Source organism: Isosphaeraceae bacterium EP7 (assembly GCA_038400315.1).
In the GTDB taxonomy this organism is placed as follows: domain Bacteria; phylum Planctomycetota; class Planctomycetia; order Isosphaerales; family Isosphaeraceae; genus EP7.
In genome coordinates this window covers 5,622,642-5,644,222 of record CP151667.1, presented here as the reverse complement: position 1 = coordinate 5,644,222, position 21,581 = coordinate 5,622,642, and the positions used below count along the sequence as shown (strand labels likewise).

General features: G+C 66.5%; 17 protein-coding genes and 1 tRNA gene. 11 read left to right on the top strand and 7 right to left on the bottom strand.

The genetic code is table 11. The annotated features are described in order from the left end of the window. The first annotated feature begins 20 nt into the window (after positions 1-20). Positions 21-1,127: a hypothetical protein gene (locus tag EP7_RS22230; protein ID WP_463524330.1), complete on the top strand. Its 1,107-nt coding sequence runs from the start codon at positions 21-23 to the stop codon at positions 1,125-1,127. Positions 1,128-1,274: 147 nt separating this feature from the next. Continuing rightward, on the top strand, positions 1,275-1,490 hold the full coding sequence (locus EP7_RS22225; RefSeq protein WP_463524329.1) for a carbon storage regulator: 216 nt from the start codon (positions 1,275-1,277) through the stop codon (positions 1,488-1,490). Positions 1,491-1,592: 102 nt separating this feature from the next. Here the strand turns inward: EP7_RS22225 and EP7_RS22220 are convergent, their stop codons facing one another. Further along, complete coding sequence (locus EP7_RS22220; protein ID WP_463524328.1) at positions 1,593-2,345, bottom strand: hypothetical protein; 753 nt, start codon at positions 2,343-2,345, stop codon at positions 1,593-1,595. A gap of 171 nt (positions 2,346-2,516) precedes the next feature. On the opposite strand from EP7_RS22220, the gene EP7_RS22215 reads away from it, so the two are divergent. Beyond that, positions 2,517-2,891: a P-II family nitrogen regulator gene (locus EP7_RS22215; protein ID WP_463524327.1), complete on the top strand. Its 375-nt coding sequence runs from the start codon at positions 2,517-2,519 to the stop codon at positions 2,889-2,891. Here the strand turns inward: EP7_RS22215 and EP7_RS22210 are convergent. The 4 genes from EP7_RS22210 to EP7_RS22195 form a co-directional block, all read right to left on the bottom strand. Further along, the gene (locus EP7_RS22210) at positions 2,844-3,620 is read right to left on the bottom strand and encodes a S24 family peptidase (protein ID WP_463524326.1); all 777 of its coding nucleotides are present in this window, start codon (positions 3,618-3,620) and stop codon (positions 2,844-2,846) included. The two genes, EP7_RS22215 and EP7_RS22210, sit on opposite strands and share 48 nt — an antisense overlap. A 506-nt stretch (positions 3,621-4,126) precedes the next feature. Continuing rightward, positions 4,127-5,602 carry a DUF1570 domain-containing protein gene (locus EP7_RS22205; RefSeq protein WP_463524325.1) on the bottom strand — a complete coding sequence of 492 codons (1,476 nt, stop codon included), beginning with the start codon at positions 5,600-5,602 and terminating at the stop codon, positions 4,127-4,129. A gap of 48 nt (positions 5,603-5,650) precedes the next feature. After that, positions 5,651-6,361 carry an RraA family protein gene (locus EP7_RS22200; protein WP_463524324.1) on the bottom strand — a complete coding sequence of 237 codons (711 nt, stop codon included), beginning with the start codon at positions 6,359-6,361 and terminating at the stop codon, positions 5,651-5,653. A 126-nt stretch (positions 6,362-6,487) separates the two neighbouring features. Continuing rightward, the gene (locus EP7_RS22195; protein ID WP_463524323.1) at positions 6,488-7,261 is read right to left on the bottom strand and encodes an HpcH/HpaI aldolase family protein; all 774 of its coding nucleotides are present in this window, start codon (positions 7,259-7,261) and stop codon (positions 6,488-6,490) included. 127 nt (positions 7,262-7,388) lie between these two features. On the opposite strand from EP7_RS22195, the gene EP7_RS22190 reads away from it, so the two are divergent. From EP7_RS22190 to EP7_RS22160, 7 genes are all read left to right on the top strand, one after another. Beyond that, positions 7,389-8,117: a hypothetical protein gene (locus tag EP7_RS22190; RefSeq protein WP_463524322.1), complete on the top strand. Its 729-nt coding sequence runs from the start codon at positions 7,389-7,391 to the stop codon at positions 8,115-8,117. After that, entirely contained in the window at positions 8,093-9,085 is a 993-nt protein-coding gene (locus EP7_RS22185; protein WP_463524321.1) for a C-terminal binding protein, read from the top strand. Before EP7_RS22190 ends, EP7_RS22185 begins: the two co-directional genes overlap by 25 nt. A gap of 138 nt (positions 9,086-9,223) precedes the next feature. Continuing rightward, the gene (gene rpmA / locus EP7_RS22180) at positions 9,224-9,502 is read left to right on the top strand and encodes a 50S ribosomal protein L27 (RefSeq protein ID WP_463524320.1); all 279 of its coding nucleotides are present in this window, start codon (positions 9,224-9,226) and stop codon (positions 9,500-9,502) included. A gap of 161 nt (positions 9,503-9,663) precedes the next feature. Then, positions 9,664-10,755, top strand: a complete 1,092-nt coding sequence (gene obgE, locus EP7_RS22175) for a GTPase ObgE (protein ID WP_463524319.1) — start codon at positions 9,664-9,666, stop codon at positions 10,753-10,755. A gap of 3 nt (positions 10,756-10,758) precedes the next feature. Next, a complete protein-coding gene (locus tag EP7_RS22170) occupies positions 10,759-11,520 on the top strand; it encodes a type III pantothenate kinase (protein ID WP_463524318.1) in 762 nt (253 codons plus the stop codon). Beyond that, positions 11,517-12,683 (top strand): GTPase, encoded by a 1,167-nt coding sequence (locus EP7_RS22165; RefSeq protein WP_463524317.1) that lies wholly within the window; start codon positions 11,517-11,519, stop codon positions 12,681-12,683. Before EP7_RS22170 ends, EP7_RS22165 begins: the two co-directional genes overlap by 4 nt. Before the next feature lie 121 nt (positions 12,684-12,804). Then, complete coding sequence (locus EP7_RS22160) at positions 12,805-14,535, top strand: DUF885 domain-containing protein (protein ID WP_463524316.1); 1,731 nt, start codon at positions 12,805-12,807, stop codon at positions 14,533-14,535. Between the two features lie 44 nt (positions 14,536-14,579). On the opposite strand, the gene EP7_RS22155 is transcribed toward EP7_RS22160, so the two are convergent. Continuing rightward, a complete protein-coding gene (locus tag EP7_RS22155) occupies positions 14,580-18,446 on the bottom strand; it encodes a serine/threonine-protein kinase (RefSeq protein ID WP_463524315.1) in 3,867 nt (1,288 codons plus the stop codon). Between the two features lie 497 nt (positions 18,447-18,943). Here EP7_RS22155 and EP7_RS22150 point away from each other — a divergent pair. Then, positions 18,944-19,016: transfer RNA gene (locus tag EP7_RS22150), tRNA-Ala, on the top strand. A 205-nt stretch (positions 19,017-19,221) separates the two neighbouring features. Here the strand turns inward: EP7_RS22150 and EP7_RS22145 are convergent. Then, a complete protein-coding gene (locus tag EP7_RS22145; RefSeq protein WP_463524314.1) occupies positions 19,222-21,384 on the bottom strand; it encodes a HEAT repeat domain-containing protein in 2,163 nt (720 codons plus the stop codon). Between the last annotated feature and the right edge of the window lie 197 nt (positions 21,385-21,581).

Here is a 21,581-nt window from a genome sequence, read left to right as displayed (position 1 = left end):
AGCAAGAGGCGGAACGTCCCTTGAACGAACCGGCGGCCTTGACGCCCGACCCCGACCGCTTCTTCGCGAGGAAGACGCCTGGCTCTCAGGAGTGGTGGTACTTCGACGCCATCTCCGACGACGGCCGCGACGCTGTCGTGATCATCTTCTACGCGGGATGTCCGTTCGACCCCGCCTATGGGGTCCCATCGCGGAAAGTCCTCCGCACGGGGCGAGGGGTGGCGCCCGATCCGCTCGACCACTGCGCGGTCGGGATCAGCTGGTATCGCCCGGGTGAGCCTGGGCCGCCCCGGCGTTGGCCTGGCCAGCCCGGCGCGGAAACACGGGCGTTCGCGCTCAATGTCCATCGACGCGACGATTTTACTCAGACCGCCCGCCCATTCCGCGTTGATGTGGCCGGGAGCGTCGTGTCGCGGGACGACGAAGGCTATTTGATCAAGGTCGATGTCCCGGATGTCGACGGCCGCAGGCGAATCCGAGCCAAGCTTCGATTCCGGCCCGCGGCGGCCACCGTGCCCTTCGAGTCAGAACTGGGCACCCCGGGCTCGCCCCATACCTGGATCCTGGCGGCCGCCGACTGCCGGGTTGAGGGGGAGATCGTCATCGACGGCACGCCTCCCCTGGAATTCCGAGGGCGTGGCTATCACGATCACAACGCCGGTGCCCACGAGCTTTCCGTCTCGGTGCGCCGATGGGGCTGGGGACGGGCCCATCTGGGCGATCGGACCTGCGTCTATTACGACTCGATGACCGAGGACGGGAACCATCGATCGCTCTGGCTATCCCACGCCGGCGAGGCTCAATCCGAGTCCAGCAGCCCCGCCGCCATTATCATGGACGAACCCGCTCGGTCCGGGTTCGGCATCCCATTCCCGGGCCTGATCCGGATCTCCGCCGACGGGGCCGAGATCCTTGTCCGTCCTCGCTCGCTCGTCGATTCAGGGCCGTTCTACCTGCGATGGATCTCGGACTGGGAGATCCGCGAGGCGACCGGAGAGGTCTGCCGCGGGACCGGAATTCACGAATTGCTTGACACTCGCAGGCTCAATCATTTCGCCCTTAACTGGATGATCCCGTTCAGGTTGAAGCGACCCAAGGGGGCCGGCCGTGCGGGTCGAATTGATTGATTTTTGCGGAACCGTTCAAGTTTGGCCCAGGATCGGCGAATCTCTGTCGTGGATCGGGCTTGAAACGCGAAGTCTTAGTGGTTGCAGGATGAAGACCACGGACCGGGATGCCCAAGGGATGGGCCCCGGAGACACCAGGAGGCGACGATGCTCGTACTCAGCCGCAAGCGGTCGGAACGGATTTTGATCGGCGACGACATCCGGATCATCGTCGTCAAGCTCGACAAGAATCAGGTCAGGCTCGGGATCGAGGCCCCCCAGGGCATCTCCATCATCCGCGAAGAACTGTTGGGTGATGTCGAAGACCTGGAGGCTCGCAAGGCCTGGCGTGAGAGCGTGACCCTGACCGGCAGCGGTTCCTGACGGGCTGATCCCTGAGAGAGGGATCAGCCCAGGGCCCGATCGCGTGCCGACGCAGGCCGTCGGACGCGATGGACAGGATGGGATGAGCGATCGAACGGCCGGTCAGAAGGCGACCCCGCCGCCGGTCTCCACGCCTTCTCCCTCCTCGTCGGCGCTGCCGCCCGAGAAGATACGCCTGGCACGCTCGCCGACCGCGAACGATTCGAGGGTCAGCTCAATCTTGGAAGCCGCTTTATTGGCGTCACCGGTGGGAAAGACGAAGACGAAGGCGACGTCGTACGGGTCCTGCTTGTAGATGTAGACCTGGACGTCGCTGGTGGTCGCGCCCGTCGCCACCTGGAACAGAAGACGCTTGAACTTGTTGCCCGCCCCGACACCCGGGGGTGCCTTCTTGGTCTCATCCTTGAGCTTCGTGAGCTGAACCTCTTCGGTCACGCCGTAGACCGGGCCCAGCATGCCCTGCAGCACGTCGGCATTAAAGTCGTTGCGTGCCGCCTTGGGCGGGGCTGCCTGGCCCTTGGGGACGGCCTTCTTGGCGGCCTGCTTGTTGCGGGCGACGATGTGCATCTGCTGCTTCTGTGGTTCGATGAAGCTGGCTTCCACGTCATAGAGGCCGGGCGGCACGTCGCCTAGCTGGAAGACCTTGGTCAGCTCCAGCCCTTTGGGCGGGCGGACGTAGATGCCCAGCTCCTGGAACCTGGGATCGGTGGGCGGCGGGGCCAGATTGTCGGCGAGGCGCTTCTCGTATTTGAGCTTTTCTAAGCTGAGGTCCATGCGCTGCTCATAGCGCTTCAGGCCGCAGCCGGTCGCGACGAGTAGTGACGCGGAGAAGAGCAAGACCGAGACCCGTCGCATGCGTCACCTCGAACCGCAAGAGGGCAGGCCCCGGATCGGATCGCCGGGGCACGTCCCTTCAAATCTCCGCTCCCTCAATCGCCTTGTCAAGCAGACGCCCCGCCCCGTACAACTCGTGGACGCGGCTCGGGTGTCGGGCCGGGTGTTCGCCGGGACGATCCGAGGTGAGTGTTGGTCTGCATCATCGCGACGGTCAAGCCGTATCGAGCCCAGGCGGTTCTGGCGGCCCTGGAAGGGGTCGAGATCCTGGGAGGGACCGTCCGCGAGGCGATGGGCTATGGCCGGCAGAAGAACCGGCTGAGCCGCTATCTGGGCAGCGAGTATAACTCGTCGTTCCTGCCCAAGGTGGAATTGACCCTCTTCGTGCGGGCCGTGGATGCCGAGGCGGCCGTGCGGGCCATTCAGGGGCAGGCCCGCACGGGTCGAATCGGCGACGGCAAGATCATGATCGTCCCCTGCCTGGGCGAGGCGGTCATCTGGGGCCCCGATGACGGCGGGTCAATGAGGTGTGTTGATCCAGAGGACCCGGCGGATGCCCCGGCCTGAGGCGCGGATCGCGTCGAGCTCGACGAGCGTGGTGGCCATCTCGGCGGAGGTATTCTCCGTCTTCAGCAGGGCGAACTGGCCGCTGTACTGGAACCAGCGGACCATCGGCTGCCCCTCGATCCAGACGACCACGAGCTTTCCGTCGAGCGTCGAGGCGGCTTCCTCGGCCTCGGCGAATGCGACGTAGGCGCCTGCCGAGATGATCGGCGCCATGGCATCTCCCTCGACCTGGACGCATCGGCAGTCGCGCTCGGCCGAGAGCCATTCGCGCCTGGCGGCGATGTAACGCGGCCCCGAGACTCGCGAAAGTGCCACCCGGCCTTCGTCCTCGACCGCGATCAGGACGAAGTCCGAGCCATCTTCGACGTGGTCTTCGGGGGTGCCGGGAAGCTCGTGGACGGAGCGCCCCTGTTCGCCCTCGGCCCTGTTTGAGTCCCTGCCTTGCTCGAGCCGTTCGATGGCCTGGCGCAGCAGGCCTGCGACGCTGGTCTCACGACGGGTCTCGCCCGGGCCCGACTCCTCGCGGAACTTCACGCCTGTGCCCCGCAGCAGCCAGAGCGGCTCCACGGACGTCAGCTCGACGATCTTCAGGGCGACCTCGGCCGGGACGGTCACGCCCGCCTCGTAGTTGTACCAGGTCCGCACCGGGATCCCCAGGCTACGCGCCAGCTCGGGGCCGCCACGCTCGCCATACAGTTCGATCCTCAGCGTACGTAAGCGTTCCGCCAAGGAATGTTTTGTCCTGACCGCCTCGGGAGAGTTTTTCGCGCGGGCCATGGATTCGTACTTTCGCCACGAGAAGGAAGTTAGCGACCGGGCCGCAGATCACATCGCGGGCCGGCATCCCGGAAAATCTCGTCGCACGAGCCGCCTGAACATCGCGACTCAAGCCCTTGATGACGATCTGCGTCCTGCCAACTTACGATAGATTTACTCTAGTCTAGCGAGCCCGTGACGCACGAGAAAGATCGTACTTAAGCATGGTAGGGGCGACGATGCGGCCGGAAAATGCCGGACAATCGTTCCTGCCGATGTTTAGCTGGATGGATGCATTAAGTGGCCTTCCCGTCTTCCTTTACGTAAAGGGTCATTTGCTCACGCATTTTTTGAGGACGACCTCGGCGTGTTGCCCGGGAGCAACATTCGCTTAGACAAAATGTCTTGTTATCGAGGAATTCGGCGAAACTTCGGGCCTGTCCGGGGTTTCCGGTCTTCAAAATGTTCCGAGAAGGAGTCTATGGGGGCGGGGCTTCCTCTTCGAGGGGTGTCCGGCGATCGTTCAGGTGGCGATGCCAGTCTCGCTGAAGGTCCGATGTCGGAGCGGTCAGGCTGAGCTTGAAGGCGTTCCAGGCCCGATCGCCCCGATCATCGGCTAACTTCGGGGGCGAGGTGCGAAGGATCTCGAGGAACGAGACGAAGCCCACGGGGGCTTCATTGGCGAGGAAGTCGACGAGCGACCAGGCGGCGGCATAGCGGTCGCGGTCGTAGCCGGGCCCGAAACCTCGACCCCGGACGAGGGGTTCCAGCGGAGGCGGGGGCGAGAGCTTGCGGGCATCGGGGAGCCTCAGGTCGTGGGCCCTGCGGAATCCGGCCCAGCGGCCACCCCGGACGACCTCGAATTGCGCGGCCAACCCTTCGTGCAGCCAGGTCGGCAGGTCGTCGAAGCGGCGGACGAGCCCGGTCTCGACGGCCAGCTGATGGATCGTCTCGTGGGCGGCAATCCCCAGGTCGATTGCGCGCCAGTCGAGATCGGCCAGCATCCGAAGGCGCCGGAGGTCGCGCACCTTGTCGTCGAGGACCCGGCCGGCTTCCGCCTTGGTGACTCTCCGGCTGCCGTCGGCACCGGTCGCCTCGATGAGCACCCGACCCGATTCCGGAACTCGCGACAGCATGGTCTCGAAGCCGTCAACTTGGCGTTGCACGGCCGCGATCCGCGACCTGGATCGGGCCTGGGCCTCGTCGCCCCGGGTGTCGTAGGCGAAGACGACTCTGAGCGTCGGGTGGTAATAGCCCCGGGTGGTGGCGAACGCCGCCGAGCCCTGCTGCCCGAGGAGTTCGAGATAGTTCGCTCGCGACTTCAGATAGATCGAGGGGAGCCGATGCGCGGGAGGCTTCAGGTCGAGTCCCCAACCGGTCAGGATCAGCTGGTAGGCCGAGACCACGTCCTCGAGCATCTCGGCCCGTTCGGCGACCTCCTCGGGGGGCCCTTCATGATACAGAAGGAGATGAGCCGTGCGATGCGGGCGGCCGACCTGGGCCAGGGCCGGCGTGAGCGAGGAGAGGTCGGGATCTTCGATGGGGACGCAGAGCCTGTCATAGGCGGCGATCATCCGGGCCGTGGGCTGATGATCGGGGTGCCCGACATGAAGGTCGCGAAGCAGGGCGACGGCCTCGCGCGGCAGGCCGTTTTCCAGGGCCCACCAGGCCTCGCGGAATTGGGCCTCGGCCGGCGCGTCGCGGACGGCCTCGCGTCGTGCCGGCCAGGCCCCCCGGGGGTCGAACCCCGGGACGAGCTTCAAGAAATCCGATCGCAGGAAGGCGAGCTTCCCCATCGGGGCGTCGACAATGACCGAATCGCCCTCGACGCGAGCCGCGACCTGCGCCCGTCCCCCCCCTTTGAAGTACAACAAGTCGCCGCGAAGGGGTGACGGGGGCGCGAGGACGATCCCAAGGACGACGAGCCGCGTCAGTATGGAGGGCGGATGGGTCATCGGGCCCGGTCCTCGACGGACGGAGGTCGGGGTGAAACCTGGCGGGTCTCACTCACGGATCGTCACCTTGGCCTCGTTCCGCAAGTCGATGTAGTTTTCCAGCGAGAAGTTCTCGGTCGTGCAGGCGTTCAGCAGCGGTCGCTCCATGGCCTCGACGGCGGCGCAGGCCGCGGCGAGCCTGGAGGCGATTTCATGCGGGATGATGCAGACGCCGTGCTTATCGGCGTGCAGAAGGTCGCCGGGCTTGATCTCGACGCCCGCGAGGCGGACAGGCTTGCCGTAGCCGACCAGGCGGACGTAGCCGTGGCTGACGCAGGGGTTGCGGCCGAAGAGGGCGAAGTCCAGATTGGCCACCTCGTCGAGGTCGCGCGGACAGCCGTCGGTGATGTGCCCCACGCAGCCGAGCTTCTTGTGGATCGTGGCCGTCACCTCGCCGAACTGGGCTCCAAGACCCGGCGGATCGTCGAGGTCACTCCCCACGGCGATCTTCGGACCTGGCTGGGCGGCGACGTAGCGGAGATAGTCTCCGAGCAGGTCAGCCGTCGGCTCATCGTCTTGCCTGGGCAGCGCCCTGGTCTGCGACGTCACCGCGTAGCCGATGATCGGGCCTATCTCGGGCAGGAGGCAGCGGATCTCATGAGGCAGGAAGCCAACATGGCGCGGGCGGACGTCGAAGATCTCGATCGCGTTCGCGATCGTCGGCGTGTTGTACCGGCGCAGCTCTTCGAGCTGCGTCTCATTGAGGATCGCTGTCGCCATGAAACTCTGCCTCGTCGCTGCAAGAGAGGAACGCCCGACCCGGCTCTGGGGCCCCTACTCTAATTAGATGCCGGGCCGCGTCAATCGCCTCTCGCCTCTGAAGTGGCCAGGGCCTGAGGTCGGCGATCAGGTGCCAAGTGTCGCGTACCGCTCCAGCGCGGCCCGGATCCCGGCGTGGACGACGTGGATATCGATGCCGATGACGAACATCCGGCAGCCCAGGGCCTCCATCCTCGCGGCATATTCGGGCCCACGCGGCACGGTCCCCCAGGGTTTGCCCGCGCGGGCACAGGCCTCGGCGATCTTCTCGATCGCCGCCAGGCACTTCGGATGCTCGAACTGGCCGGGCACGCCCAGGACCTGGCTGAGGTCGGCGGGGCCGACGAACAGGAGGTCGACGTCGGGCACCGCGGCGATTGCGTCGATCTGCTCAATCGCCGAGGCGGTCTCGATCTGGATGCCGACGAACGTCTCCGCGTTAGCGTCGACCACATACTCGGAAAGCGGGGTCAGCCCGAACCGGCCATCCCGATTGCCTCCATTCATGCCGCGCTCGCCCCTCGGCCAGAACTTGGCCCAGCGCACCGCCTGCTCGGCGTCGGCCGCCTCCCGGACCATGCTCACCATGATGCCGTGCGCGCCCGCTTCGAGCGCCCGCATGACCGAGGCATAGTCGGTCGCGGGCATCCGGACGAAGTGATCGAGCCCCGCCGCGTCGGCCGCCAGGGTGGCCAGCTCGATCTCCTTCATCGTCAGGCCCGCGTGCTCGGCGTCGATCCAGAGGCCGTCGAAGCCGGAGTGGCGGCCGACGATCTCGACCAGTTTGGGGAGGAACAGCTGGCCGACGCCGAAGAGGCGGACGACCTTCCCCTCGGCTAGTAGCGGCTTGATCCGGAGCATGGGCGGCCCTCGTCTCGTCTGGGGTCGATCGCTCAGAGACTTGATCGTACACGTCCGGTCGGCGATAACGAAGCGGCGCCCCGGCCGGGTCAAACGAGCGAGCTGCGGGTCATTGAGGTCCGTCTCCATGTCGAACGAGACCGAGCCTGCGGCCAGATCGAGGCCCAAAGTTCGCCTGGCCTTCGCACGCCTCCTGTTTCGCCTCTCGATGGTCCTCTTCCTGCTTGTGGAGATGGCCCTCTGGAGCGAGGCGGGCAAGCTGGCGAACCCGCCGGCCCTGCCCCGGTGGGCGATCTTCTTCTTCTATTCGCCCCGGTTCCTCTTCATCGCATTCATGGTGGCCGCCGGCTGTACGATCGCGGCCGACCTGATCGTCCGGCTCATCATCCGTCCCGCGGTCTTACGCTGGCACGCGCCGTCCTCAGGCGGAGAGGCGGCGTCGTTCCACCTGGGTGCGTTCGAGTCGGTCATCGGCTCGAGCCCCGCGCGGCGACGTGGCGGTTGGTCGTGGGGGCCGGGGATGCTCGTCCGCACCAACACGCGTCTCTGGTTCTTCCCCGACTCGTCGGACCACGAACCCCTCTGCCTGCCCGCCGGCGATTGGTCCGATGTCAAGGTCGTCGAAGCTCCGCGGATGTTCCTCGGGATGGTCCGAGATCTACCGGACTACGTCCGACTCACTCGACGCGACGGAGTCGAGGAGATCTTCGCCCTTGCCGACCCCGGGGGCACGGTCGCCTGGCTCGACGCGAACGCAGACCTGGTCACCGATCGGGCCCCGGCCCGGCGGGCCGAACGCAACGACCCTCTCCCTCCGAAGGACGAACAACGATGGCTGGCCCGAAGCGAGTTCTGATCACCGACTTCCTCGAAGAGACGACGCTCGAAGCTCCCGAACTTTCCGGCCTGGCCGACCTGGTGCTCGGCCACGCGACGCACGAGCGCGACATCGAGGAACTCTGCCGCGACGCCGATGTCATCATCATCTTCCACGACATCGCGGCCCTGACCGACGCCACCTTCGCAAAGGCCGAGCGTTGCAAGGCCGTGATCCGCGCGGGGGTCGGCTACAACAATGTCGACTGGAAGGCGGCCGGCGAGCGCGGGATCCTCGTCTGCAACGTGCCCGATTACGGCACCGAAGAGGTCGCCGATCACGCGATCATGTTGCTGCTTGCGACCACTCGAAAGCTCCTGCACCTCGACGCGTCGATGCGGGCCGGCGTCTGGGATTACAAGGTGGGGCAGTCGGCCCCCAGGCTGCGTGGCAAGACCCTGGGGCTGATCGGCTGCGGCCGGATCGGCATCGCCACGGCGCTGCGGGCCAAGGCCTTCGGGCTGGACGTCGTCTTCTATGATCCGGTGCAGCCGCCGGGCATGGAGAAGGCGTTGGGCATCCGCCGCGAGTACGACCTGGACTCGCTACTGGCCCAGAGTCAATTCCTCAGCCTGCATTGCTACCTGGACCACACGAGCCATCACATCATCAATGCGCGGACGCTCGCCCTTCTGCCCCCGGGCGCGATCCTGTTAAACACGGCTCGCGGCGGCCTGGTGGACCAGGAGGCACTCATCGCCGCGCTCGAGTCCGGGCACCTTTCGGGCGCGGGCATCGACGTCTTCGAACGCGAGCCGCTGGACGACGATCGACTGAGGTCGCACCCCGAGGTCATCCTGACGCCGCATTCGGCGTTCTACAGCGGGGAAGGATTCGTGGAGATGCGGACCAAGGCGGCCCAGGAAGCCCGCCGGATCCTGTCCGGGGAAGCCCCCAGGAACCTGGTGAATCGCGAGGTCTTGCGCAATCCCAGGTCGCGAATCTGAAGTCGACGTGGGTTGCCAGCATTCGTGAGACTTGGGTATGCTCGGGGTTTACCGTTCCGCCGCTGGGCGAGACCGCATTGCGCCCACGGCGAGCCGGGTATGGCCGCCTGAGAGTCCGAGAACGAGGGTGTTTCGTCGATGGCACATAAAAAGGGTCAGGGATCAAGCCGCAACGGCCGCGACTCGAATCCGAAGATGCTGGGCATCAAGCTGTACGGCGGCCAGTTTGCCCGCGCCGGCAGCATCATCTGCCGCCAGCGTGGCACGCGCTGGACCCCCGGCAAGAACGTGGGCCTGGGCCGCGACTTCACGATCTTCACGCTGATCGACGGCACGGTCCGGTTCGATCGCGACGGCCGCCGGATCAACGTCGATCCGATCCTGGAAGATGCCCCCGTCGCCGCAGTCGCCGTCTGATCAAGGGTCGCATCCGGGCGAATCCCGCCCGATCGATCCGTCTGATCTTCCATGAGGTGCGGGAGCCGGCCTAACTTAGGGTCGGACCTCCGGCACCTCGTTCACGTCTCCAGGTCGCCTCGAAGTCGAGCGAATCCGCTCCCTCTGGCGAGAGTGCTCCCATGTTCGTCGATCGCGTGGCCATCTACGTCAAGGCCGGAGACGGTGGCAACGGGGCTTTGGCCTTCCGTCGCGAGAAATACGCGCCCAAGGGCGGCCCCAATGGTGGCGACGGCGGGGGCGGCGGCAGCGTGATCATCCGCGCCGCCGATGGGCTCACCAACCTCGCCCACCTTTCCAGCCAGCGGCACTGGCGGGCCGAAAAAGGCGATAACGGGTCGGGCTCCGACTGCTCGGGGCGGGGGGCCGACGACCTCATCATCAACGTCCCCGTCGGCACCATCGTCCGCGACCAGGAACGCCAGCACATCCTCAAGGATCTTAAGGTCCCCGGCGACCAAGTCATTGCGGCCCGCGGCGGTCGAGGTGGGCACGGCAATGCCCACTTCAAGTCGTCCACCAATCGTGCCCCACGCCAGCATGAGCAGGGGCAGGTTGGCGAGGAGCGGAAGATCTCGCTCGAATTGAAGGTCATCGCCGACGTCGGCCTGCTTGGCCTGCCCAATGCCGGCAAGTCGACCTTGCTCTCGCGCATCTCCCGGGCCCACCCCGAGATCGCCGATTATCCGTTCACGACCAAGTATCCCAACCTCGGCACAGTGCACGGGGACGGCGACCAGGCGTTCGTCGTGGCCGACATCCCCGGCCTGATCGAGGGGGCTCACTCGGGTCACGGCCTCGGCCATGAATTCCTCAGGCACGTCGAACGGACCAGGCTGCTGGTCCATCTGGTCGACGCCATGCCGATGGACGGCTCGGACCCGATCGTTAACTACCGGACGATTCGCAAGGAGCTGGAGCTTTACAGCCCCGCGCTCTCGTCCAGGCCCGAGCTCCTGATCGTCACCAAGCTCGACCTGACGGGATCGGAAGAGGCCCGGGACCGGTTCGCCGCCGAGCTCGGGGTCGAGCCGCTGTCGATCTCCGCCGTGACTGGCAAGGGGATCCCCGAACTGATCCGCACGATCACATCGAGGCTTGCCGAGCTGACTCAGATCGAGATCCCCGAAGAACTTCCGGCCGACCACGACACCGATGCCGGCGGCGAAATCTCGTCCCTGACGGATGACACGACCGCCCCGATGGGGGTCTGAGCGTTGCCCCACCTGGTGGCCGATCTGGGCAACTCGCGGCTCAAGTGGGGCCGACTCGACGAGGCCGGGCGCCTCGTCGACGTCAGGGCCCTGGTCTTCGACGACCCATGCACCTGGGACGACGCCTGGGACGATTTCTGCCCCTGCGATCCCGAAGAGTTGCAGTGGACCGTCGCCTCGGTGAATCGACCCGTGATGGCCCGCTTCCGCGCCTTCCTGGAGCGCCGGGGCGTGGGCCAGACGACGTTCCTCACCTCGGCATCTGATGTCCAGGTCCGCCACGCGTTGGCCAGGCCCGATTCGACCGGGGTCGACCGGGCCTTGGCGGTGCTCGCGGCCCTGGCCGCTCACCCGGTCGGCGGGCCGGGCCAGGTCGTCTGCTGCGGGACGGCGATCACGGTGGAGACGATCGATGACCACGGAATCTGGCGCGGTGGTGCGATCGCGGCGGGCCTGAACATGATGGCGAGGGCATTGGGAGAGCGAACCGATCAGCTCCCCCAGATCACGCCCGTGAGCTCGCCGCCACCATCGGGCGACTCGACCCGCCCGGCGATGGAAGCGGGGATCTACTGGGGGGCCGTGGGCATCGCCCGCGAGCTTCTCACCCGCCAGGCGGAGGAGTCCGAGGGCACTCCCTGGATCGTCTTCTGCGGCGGCGATGCCGTCACCATCGCCGCCGGTTTGGGCGACTCGAGAATCGAGGTCGCCCCCGACTTGGTCCTCGAAGGCCTGGCGATCCTCGCCCGCGGGGCCCGGCCGTGAACCCGTCCGAGCAGGACGCCGGTTCCCGCGCATGCGTCCTGACCGCCGATGGGCGAGGGGCCCTGGCCGTCGTCCGGGTCTGGGGAAACGGGGCCGTCGACGCGGTCGACTCTGCGTTCCGCCCCGACCGAGCTCGGGCTCTCACGCGGACGGACCCCGGACGCCCCCGGCTCGGACGCATCGGTCGGGGCCTGGGCGATGAAGTGGTCGTCTCGATCGTTCCCGGCGCGGCTTGCGAGGTCGAGATCCACACCCACGGCGGGCCGGCCGCGTTATCGCTGGTGCTCGACGCGCTCGTCGATTCCGGCGTCGCGCTGGCGGCTCCCTCCGACTGGCTCGTGAGTCGTCAAGCCTCGCCGCTTGCCGTCCAGGCCGAGCTGGATCTGGCCGCGGCCTCCACGGCTCGGGCCGCCGAGATCCTGATGGATCAGGTCGACGGGGCGCTGGACCGCGAAATTCGACTGATCATCGACCTGGTCTCCCACGATCCGGTGGCTGCCGCGCACCATCTGGCTCGCCTCATCGAGCGGGCCGAGGTCGGCACCCGGCTCATCACGGGCTGGCGAGTCGCGCTGGCGGGCCGTCCCAACGTCGGCAAGAGCCGCCTTCTCAACGCGCTTGCGGGCTACGACCGATCCATCGTCGACCCGACGCCCGGCACGACGCGCGACGTGGTGACCGCGGCGACGTCCCTGGTTGGTTGGCCCGTCGAGCTGGCCGATACCGCGGGGCTGCGCCTTACGGGCGACGCGATCGAGGCGGCCGGGGTCGTCGCGGCCAGGAGCTGGCACGCTAGGGCCGACCTCGTCGTAGTGGTCCTCGATCGGTCGTTTCCCCGTGATGACTGCGAACCAGAGGTTCCCGGCTCCCTGATTGTGGCTAACAAGTCCGACCTGCCCGCCGCCTGGGATGAAGGACAAGTCGACGCCCTCGCCGTCTCGGCCGCGACCGGCGAAGGGCTCCCCGCGCTGATCGAAGCCATCGCCGCCCGCCTGACCATGAATGCCCCTGGAGCGAGGGATGCCGTGCCGTTTCGGGTCGAGCATGTGGACGCGCTGAGACGGGCCTCGATCCATCTTTCCGAAGGGAACCAGGCCGCGGCGATCGAAACACTGGACGGATTGATGGCGGGTACGCCGACGGGACCGGTCGCGTTACAGTAGCCGCCTGCCCGGAATGACGACGGCCGGCCGGTCGGACGCGTGGGCCGGGCTTCGGATCCATCGAAGGGATGCCATGCCGCGTCGACTTGCCGCGTGTTGTCTGCTGCTTGGAGGGTGGGCGATGATCGTCAATCCGGCCGCGATAGCGGGCGTCGCCACGCCCGAAGACGCCAAGCTCGCGAGCGTGTTCCGCGACTATCTCGAGCGGGTCTTCCGCGCCGAGCCCCTGCTGGCGACCCGCCTAGGTGATCGTCGATTCGACTCAGAACTCGATGATCTGAGCCCCGAGGCCCGCAAGTCGAACGTCGAACGCGACCGGACGATGCTGGCCGACTTGCCGACGCTCGTCGACCGCGCCAGCCTCTCGGGCGACGGCCGGGTCGACTTCGACATCCTCGAACATCATCTCGTTCGGAACATCTGGCTTGCCGAGAACACCGATCCGTTCGTCGAAGATCCGCGGATCTATGGCGACTATTTCTCGGACAGCGTCTACCTGATCTTGAGCCAGTCGACACAGCCGCGAGAGATCAAGCTTCGCAACGTGCTGTCGAGGATGGAGAAGATCCCGGCCCTGGTCGACGTGGCCCGTTCAACCATCGGCAAGGCCCCGCGCGTGATGGTGGAGACGGCCATCCGCCAGACCAAGGGGGCAATCGGCTTCTATCAAGGCGAGCTGTTCACGCTGGCCGGAGAGCCCGCCGGGCAAGGCGAGCTGGGTCAGCGGGCGAACGCGATCGTCGAAGCCCTCAAGACGCATCAGCGCAACCTGGAAGGAGACGTGCTGGCCCGGGCGACCGAAGACTGGAGGCTCGGCAAGGAGAAGTTCGCCCGCAAGTTGGATCTGGAGATCGACGCCGGCATCACGGCCGACGACCTGCTGGCCGAGGCGCTTTCCGAGGCCACCCGGGTCGAGCGCGAGATGGCCGTCATCGCTCGGGTGCTCTGGTCTTCGATGTTCCCGATCGAGGCGGTCCCTCCCGATGACGAGGAGGGTCGGCGCGCGATGACCCGGCGCGTCCTGGCCGAGATCGCCAGGGATCACGGCACGCCCGAGGAATTGGTGCGCGACGCTCGCTCCACCGTCGACGCGATCAAGCGGTTTATCACCACGAAAGACATCCTCCGCCTCCCCGAACCCGACCGCTGCAAGATTCTGGAGATGCCCGAGTTCAAGCGGGGCAATTCGGTGGCCTACCTGGAGTCGGCCCCGCCGCTCGATCGCGAGGCACCCAGCGAGTACGCCATCAGCCCACCCCCGTCGGGCTGGAATGAGCGGCAGGTGCGTAGCTATCTGGAAGAATACAACCGGGCGATGCTCAAGATCCTGACCATCCACGAGGCCTATCCCGGCCACTACGTGCAGCTCGAATATGCGAACCGGTGCCCGTCGCCCATCCGCCTGATCCTCTCATCGGGGACATTCGCGGAGGGATGGGCCGTCTACACCGAGCAGATGATGCTTGACCAGGGGTTTGGTGACGGCGACCTGAAGCTCAGGCTCCAGCAATTGAAGTTCTACCTGCGAGCCGTGGTCAACGCGATCCTCGACCACAGGATGCATTGCGAGACCATGACCGACACGCAAGCGATGGAGCTGCTCGTAGGCCGAGCCTTCCAGAGCGAGGGGGAGGCCCTCGGGAAAGTCATCCGATCGAAGCAGTCCTCGACGCAGCTCTCGACCTATTTCGCCGGACGAACCGCGTTCTACCGGCTCCGGCAGAAGGTGCAGCGTGAGCAAGGCGACGCCTTCGAGCTGGGGCGCTTCCACGAGGCCGTGATGTCGCACGGCACCTTGCCGGTTAAGTATCTGCCCGATCTCGTGCGCGAGCGGCTCAAGCAACCGCGTTGAACGGGCCGCGTCGAGAGTCGTCGACCCCTGGGGCCGGGTTCGCCTCAGCGTGCGGGCGGGCTGGGGATTCGCTGGAGTTCCGGGCCAGAAGTTGCCATCGTGGCGCCGGGCGCGAGCTTGACGTCGTCGAGCCTGAGGCTCCAGGGAGGCTGGCCCGAGTCCCAGTCGCCGGTGAATTTGAGCTTGTCGTGCGAGGGCGCCGAGTCGGAAAGGGACACGGCGTCGTCCCACCCCGTTCGGTCGTAGAACTTGGGCTGGCCGCCGGGCTTGAGCGATTCGTCGATCCGGTAGGTTCGGATCTGGTGATAAGCGACGGCGTGCCCCTCCCACTTAATCCGATCGCGGAGCATCTCCAGGCTGTCCGGGCCGCTGACGCGGAAGAGGGGGTCGCCCTCAGACGTGGTGGCCAGGATGGAGTCGCGTGCTAGGACGTCGGCGGTCGGCAGCTCGGGGTCCTGATCGGTTCCCTTGAGCTCAACCAGGCCGCCGATGGCGCGGGCGGTGACCTGGCGCAGCTCGATCTTGATCCGCTCGACCGGCTTGCCGCGGGGAAGGCCGTGGCCAGCGACCATCGGGCCTCCGGTGCCGACGACCGAGTTGTTCAACTCAAGATCGACGCGTCGGCCCGCGGCCACGTCGACGAGGACTCCGCCGGTTCGGATCAGGCTATTGCTGACACCGACGGTCGCGGCCGGCGGCTCGGGCTCCGTGGCCGCGTCGCGCGTGGGGCCTTCGCCGTGGATGAGGAAGACGGCCGAGGGGCCGCGGGTCCCCTCGACGGTGATCGTGCATACGTCCAGGGTCAGGTCGGTGCCGGGTGCGACGCTGAAGACCCCCCGCTTGATGCCGTCGGCGGCGACATCGGGTAGCACGATGTCGATCCCTTCCAGCTTCAGCCTGCCGGATACCAGGTGGAGCCAGGCGGGCCAGACGGCTCCCTTGGCGGCGTCTCCGGGCTCCGGACGGAACGTGAACCTCGGCCTTGTCTTGCCCGCTTCTCCGCGGATCTTCCAGGAGCCGCTGGCCCGGACCGTCGTGCTGGGGAGCTCCAGGTTCGCGTTCGACGCGATCATCACCGTCCCCCCGCGAGCCTCGGGGCGTCCGAGCAGCTCGACGAATTGCTCTGCCGTGCGGATCAAGGGGTAGTCCGAAGCGGGCTCCACGCCGGCAAGAGCCCCTCGATCGGTGCGGACGATTGCACCTGGCCGGGGGGATGGGGGCGTAAGTCCCGGAGGAACTTTCCGAGACGACCCATCCGGGCGGATCGTCGTCTCGGTGCGGCCGGCCTCTGGCTCCGATGCCCCCAGGACGCCCCCGCCGGGTTCGATGGGGACCGTGGGCGGACTCGGAGAGCCCTTGGCGCCCGCGTCGCCGATCGGATTGTCCCGGATAACCGTCTTGCTCGGCTGTGTGTCGGGGAGAAGGGCTCCGGTGGGGATCGCCGCGAGAATCCTGTCCTTCAGCGAGGCGGGCTGCGAGGTGCCCCCGGCCCTCGGATTACGGGCGTCGGACGTCGCATCGCGGGCCGTCGAAGCCACCGCCTCGGCCGTGGCGTGCGGTCCGCGAGTCACGCCGACACCGGGCAGCTTGACCGGGACGTCAACAAGCTGAAAGGCGTGCGTGGTGTCGCGGTCTGTCCGGGCGAGCGTCTCCAGCGGGTTGCCCACGCGCCAGTCGGGGCCCTGCCGGGCAATCGAGTTGGATTCGCGGGTCGAAGGCCCGTAGGCCAGCCAATCCTTGAATGTGAGGACGCCAGCCCCCCTGGAGGGGAGCAGGTAAGTGTCGATCTTGGAATAAAGATTGTTCCGCCCGCGCCAGTCGAGCTGCTCGGGATGGTCGGCGGCGACCAGCACGAGCGGGCCGTCGATCATCGGGTCGCGACTTTGAGAGGGTGCAATCACGGAATCATCGAGCCGAACTCTGGGTGATTCACCGATGAAAACGAAAACGGGCCGGGTCCCGGCCGCGATACTGACGTGTTTGAGGCGGAATTCGGCCGCGGTGGGCGTCTGGTCGAAATTCTCGGCGGAGAGGATGCTCTCGACGGCCGCGACCGTGCAGTCGTGCATGGTCAGGTCGACCGGACCTGTCGCGTGGATCGCCGCAGATGCCCCTTCGATGTGGCAGGATTCGATCTCGACGTCTGGGGGGCGTTTCATCTCGGCGGTCGGCCGCTTCGTTGCGGTGAGCGAGATCCCCACGGATCGGTCGCCCGGCGAGGTCGGTCCTTTCCGGCGGAACGAGCAGCGGCGGACGGTCAGGTCCACGTCAACGGCCTGGAGGGCCGAGATCTGCCCATCTTGCTCGGGCCTACCCCCGTCGATCTGGATCGTCAGGCCTTCGAGATTGAGGCGGCCGCCCTTGACGTTGAGCACCGCCTCGCTCGGGGCGAAGTCGAACGGCTCGCCGGTGTGGTCCAGCCGGATCAAGGGGGAGACTCCCTCACCGGCACGGATCGTCAGGTCGGGAGACTCCAGTCGCGCCGGCAGGTCGGGGTCGCTCGGCATCGGCTTGAGCAGGTATGGGCCGTCGTCGACGAGCACCACCACGGAACCTGCCGGGGCGCGGACCAGTGACGCCCAGAGATCCTGGCTCGAATCGACCGAGATCTCGCCGGGAAGGCCCGGAAGTGTTGAGCCGAGGCTTGCGCCCACGCGGGGGCTCGTGGGCTCCTCGACCAGTTTGGTCACGGCCTGGGTCTTCGCGCCCGAATCGGCGACCTTGGGGATGGCCTGACTCGGCTGAGTTTCGGGGATGATGACCGGTTCGGGCCTGAGCAGGAGGTAGCAAAGGCACGCGACGAGCCCTGCGGTGGGAAGGGCCCAGGCGGCGTGCCGTTGCCAGGCGGGCGACTGAATCGGGGCCATCCAGATGAGGCCCTCGGGGCTCGTCGACCGCAATCCCATGCTCCCGGCGACGATCAGGAGATCTCGGACCAGTTGCTCGGGGGTCTGGAAGCGATTGTCTCGGTCCTTGGCCATCAGCCTGTTAAGGATGGCCGACAGTTCGGAAGGGACATCCGGGTTAATGTCGCGGATCTCGGGGACCGGCTCTTCCTGATGCTGGATCAGCTTCTGAAGAACGGTTCCCTCGGCGAACGGGGGACGCCCGGCGAGCATGTGGAATAGGGTGCAGCCCAGCGAGTAGAGGTCGCTGCGGACGTCCACGTCGCGCGGGTCGCGGGCCTGCTCGGGGCTGATGTAGTCGAACGTCCCGAGCGTCATCCCGCTCTGGGTGAGCCCTTCATCGCCCCCGCGCTCGAACCTTCGCGCCAGGCCCATGTCGACAAGCTTGGCTCGCCCCTGGTGCGTCACGATGATGTTCGACGGCTTGATGTCGCGGTGCACGACCCCGCGTTCCGAGGCGTGGATCAGCGCATTGGCGATCTGGAGCGTGAAATTGACCGCCTCGCCGACCGGCAGGGGCCCTGTGGCGTCGACTCGCTGGCGGATCGTCGTGCCGTCAATGTACTCGAACGCGATGTAATGGATCGCCGCGTCGTGCCCGATGGAATAGACCCTGGCGATATTCTCGTGGTCGAGCCGGGCCGCGGCCCGCCCTTCCTGATAGAACCGCTGGACGACCTCGGGGTCGACCGCCTGTTCGGGTGGCAGGATCTTCAGCGCAACGTAGCGATCGAGCTGGGCATCGAGGGCCCGATAGACCGCCCCCATGCCGCCGACGCCGATGCCGTCCTCCAGTACGAACTGGTCCAGCGACTCGCCGGGCTTGGGCAGCGGGGTCGGGTCGGGTACGGGCCCGCCTTTGCGGACATTGGTCGAGCCGGAGTTGCCCGATCGGACCGTGGGGGGATCGGCCCCGATCTCGGGAGCCTCGTCGGCCGCAGCCGGTCGCCACGACCCGGTTGCCTCCGGATGTCCCTGGGGGTGCCCGAACTCGGAACCCTGCATCAAGAATCTCACCCGAGGTCCATGGGGCGACGGCTCGGCTCCCCGCGCGGAGTCACATCCATGCCGGACCATGTCTAAGCGGAAGCGGAAGGGGACGCGAGGAAGAAGGGTGCATGCATTCGCGTCGAACCCGGAGTCATCATACGCCCTCTCGATCGACAGTGTCAACGCAGCGAGCCTTCGCTCTCGAGACCGCTTGCCTCGATCGAGGTCTTGTTACCTCGTTACATACTCTCTCTATGTTAGGGCTAGACCCTCTGCCCGAGGTTCGCCGGTAGGACCGTATGGCCAGGACGCTTTCAATCCTCCCACGGGTCTGCGAAAGAACCGTGAGCCCAGCTCGATCTCAACGCCTGGACTCCTTTGATGTTGGGTCAGATCGTGGGGCCATCCTTGACAACGCTCCCATTTCCTGGGATGATTCGCCCGTCGGAAAGAATTCAAGACGGCCGTTTCATACGGAAGTTTTGGATTGTTTCCGAAGCAGATCCAGAGCCGGGGGATTAGCTCAGCTGGGAGAGCGCTTGCATGGCATGCAAGAGGTCAGGGGTTCAAATCCCCTATCCTCCACTACCCGGAATGGTTCACGACAGCCATTCCACTGAACGTTCAATCAAGGGGCCTCGGGCCCCTTTTTTCGTCGACGCATGATCCTGTTGAACGATTCCGCTCGTCACCTGCGAGCGCTCGAGGGCTCAGGGCTGCTCGAAGCGCATCAGCCCTGCCGGACTTCGCCGGCAAGGCTGTCGCCGGATCGTCCCCAGACGCTTCGATCTCAGCTCGGGGCCGAGCCCTTCTTGATCTGCTCGATCGAAGCCTCGGCCTGCTTTCGAATCTCGGTGCTCGGGTCGTCCCGCATCTTTTCCAGGATGGGGATCGCATCCTGGGCATGAGTGCCGGCGAGGCCGAGGAATTTCGCCGCCAGGAGCCGCACCGGTTCCTGCTGGTGATCCAACTGCTTGACGAGTTCCGGCACCGAGCGGGCGTCCGGGCCTTTGCGTTCGAACCGGCGCAGCATGCGCTGAACCGCGCCGACGTTCTCCTTCTTCTCGGCCATCAGGATGATGTCCGGGATGAACATTGCACCCGGAGGTCCCAGGCGCTGGATCGCCCCCATCGCCGACTTCCGAACGTCAGGATCGGTATCTCTGAGGGCCTTGGCCAGGTGGGGACGGATCGCTTCGGGCTCGAGTTCCAGGCTCCCGAGGGTCAGGGCTGCGGCCGAACGGACTTCCGCCTGGCCGTCATCAAGCAACGAAGCGAGCCGATGAAGGGCCGGTTGCGACGCCTTTCCGAGCGAGCCCAGCGTCTTGGCGGACATCGACCGGACAGCGGGAGTCGGGTCGTCGAGTAGCGTGAGAAGCGACGGGACGGCCGATTCGGCCGACTGCCCGTGGCTGCCGATGAATTCGGCCGAGGCCAGGCGAACATCCGTGCTGGGGCTCTTCAGCAACTCGATAACCTGTCCCAGCGCTTTGCGGCCCAGCGGTCCTAGCGCGCGGATCGTCTCGATCGATAGGCGCTGGACCCGGGGACTCGGGTCTCCAAGCAAGCCCGCAAGGTCGCCGACCTGACGCTCGTCGCGCGGTGCGGACCGGGACAGTATGGAGATTGCCTGGAGTCGGATCTCCTCGGACTCGTCCTTCAGCAAGCCTCGCACCGCAGGGACGGCCTCCGCGGCGCCCGGGCCGAGTGAGCCGATGGCGGCAAGGAACGAGGCTTTCATTTCTGGATCGTCCGAATTGAGTCCGGCCGTCAAGAGTTGCACGACGCCAGGCGCCAGCGGCCGGACCTGTCCGAGTGCCAGGGCCGCGCCCCGGCGAACGCGGGGCTCGGGGTCCTGGAGTGATGTCACGAGTTGGCTCACCGCCGGACGGCCGACCTGCCCCAACGCCTCGGCAATCTGATCGATCCGGCTCTCCTTGCGGGCCAGGGCATTGAGAAGCAGACGGGCGGAATCCGGCCCGACTCGACGCAAGAGGAGAGCGGCGTGGCGAGAGATCCCCGGGTTTTTGGACGTCAGCAGCTGTTCCAGGTCCGCCACCAAAGGCTGGAGCAATGCCGGTCGACCAACCAGGAGGTCGACCGTTGCCAACCTGACAAGTTCGTCCTCGTCCCGGAGATTCTCCTTGATGATCGGTAGCACGACGTCCTCGGGCAGCCCGAGTCTGGCCAGCGACCTCGTCGAGGCCGCCCTGACTTCGGGCGAGCCATCATGGGCCGCCGCGAGGACCGCTCCTCGGGTCATGTCGTCGGTCGCGGGAAGGTGCCCGAGTGCATCGACCGCCAGGGCTCGGACCTGCAGATTCTCGCCCGATGCGGCGTCGACCAGAGGTCCTATCGCGGGCTTGCCGATCCGACCCAGCGCCAGCGAGGCCTCCCGTCGAATCCGTTCAGACGTATGACCGAGCAGCGGGATCAGGTCCTTCACGGCCGCCTCGGCATTGGGCCCGATTCGGCCCAGGGCCATCACCGCCTCGGCCCTCACACTCTCCTTCTTCTCCGAGAGGAGGCCGCGGAGCCCTTCGACGGCCGGTTTGCCCACGGTCGCAAGGGCCAGGGCCGACCGATAATCCTGGTGCAGCTCCTCTTTTCCCAGGCCTCCGTAGTCGGATCGCAGGGTCTGGACGAGCGCCGGGACGGCGGGTTCGGCGTCGGGGCCGAGGTAGGTAACCGTGTCGAGCACCGCCAGCCGTACCTGGCCATCCTTCTCTTTTTGCAAGAGTTCGATCAGGACGGGAAGTGCCTCTCGCTGGACGTTCTTCTCCGCCAGCCGGATCTTGGCCGCCGCATCACGACGCACCTCGACCTCGCCCGATCGCAGATGTTCGAGGAGAGCGGCCGTGGGCTCGACAGCCCAACCCGGCGAGGCGAAAGGTCCGTATCCGATGACGCAGGCGACGATGGCAATGGCCCGGATGGGGCGACGAATGCACACGGCGAAGCTCCTACTCGTGGCGCATTCGAGGTTGCCTGGGAGGGGCATCCGCACTCGGCCCTTCGTGGTGAGGGGATGGTCGGATCCTCGTTCGGCCGCTCAGATTCGGTGAGGCGTTCTCGCGGGTTGGTCTGACTCCCTGGCGCGTCCCTCCCCTCGCCCGTTGTGATCCGGCGAGGGGAGAGCATTGAAGCCCG

Excerpts from the sequence above, each read along its gene's own strand:
- EP7_RS22225 (WP_463524329.1), top strand. The coding sequence starts at position 1,275 with ATGCTCGTACTCAGCCGCAAGCGGTCGGAACGGATTTTGATCGGCGAC.
- EP7_RS22220 (WP_463524328.1), bottom strand. The coding sequence starts at position 2,345 with ATGCGACGGGTCTCGGTCTTGCTCTTCTCCGCGTCACTACTCGTCGCG.
- EP7_RS22205 (WP_463524325.1), bottom strand. The coding sequence starts at position 5,602 with ATGACCCATCCGCCCTCCATACTGACGCGGCTCGTCGTCCTTGGGATC.
- EP7_RS22200 (WP_463524324.1), bottom strand. The coding sequence starts at position 6,361 with ATGGCGACAGCGATCCTCAATGAGACGCAGCTCGAAGAGCTGCGCCGG.
- EP7_RS22195 (WP_463524323.1), bottom strand. The coding sequence starts at position 7,261 with ATGCTCCGGATCAAGCCGCTACTAGCCGAGGGGAAGGTCGTCCGCCTC.
- EP7_RS22190 (WP_463524322.1), top strand. The coding sequence starts at position 7,389 with ATGTCGAACGAGACCGAGCCTGCGGCCAGATCGAGGCCCAAAGTTCGC.
- EP7_RS22185 (WP_463524321.1), top strand. The coding sequence starts at position 8,093 with ATGGCTGGCCCGAAGCGAGTTCTGATCACCGACTTCCTCGAAGAGACG.
- rpmA (WP_463524320.1), top strand. The coding sequence starts at position 9,224 with ATGGCACATAAAAAGGGTCAGGGATCAAGCCGCAACGGCCGCGACTCG.
- obgE (WP_463524319.1), top strand. The coding sequence starts at position 9,664 with ATGTTCGTCGATCGCGTGGCCATCTACGTCAAGGCCGGAGACGGTGGC.
- EP7_RS22160 (WP_463524316.1), top strand. The coding sequence starts at position 12,805 with ATGATCGTCAATCCGGCCGCGATAGCGGGCGTCGCCACGCCCGAAGAC.
- EP7_RS22155 (WP_463524315.1), bottom strand. The coding sequence starts at position 18,446 with ATGCAGGGTTCCGAGTTCGGGCACCCCCAGGGACATCCGGAGGCAACC.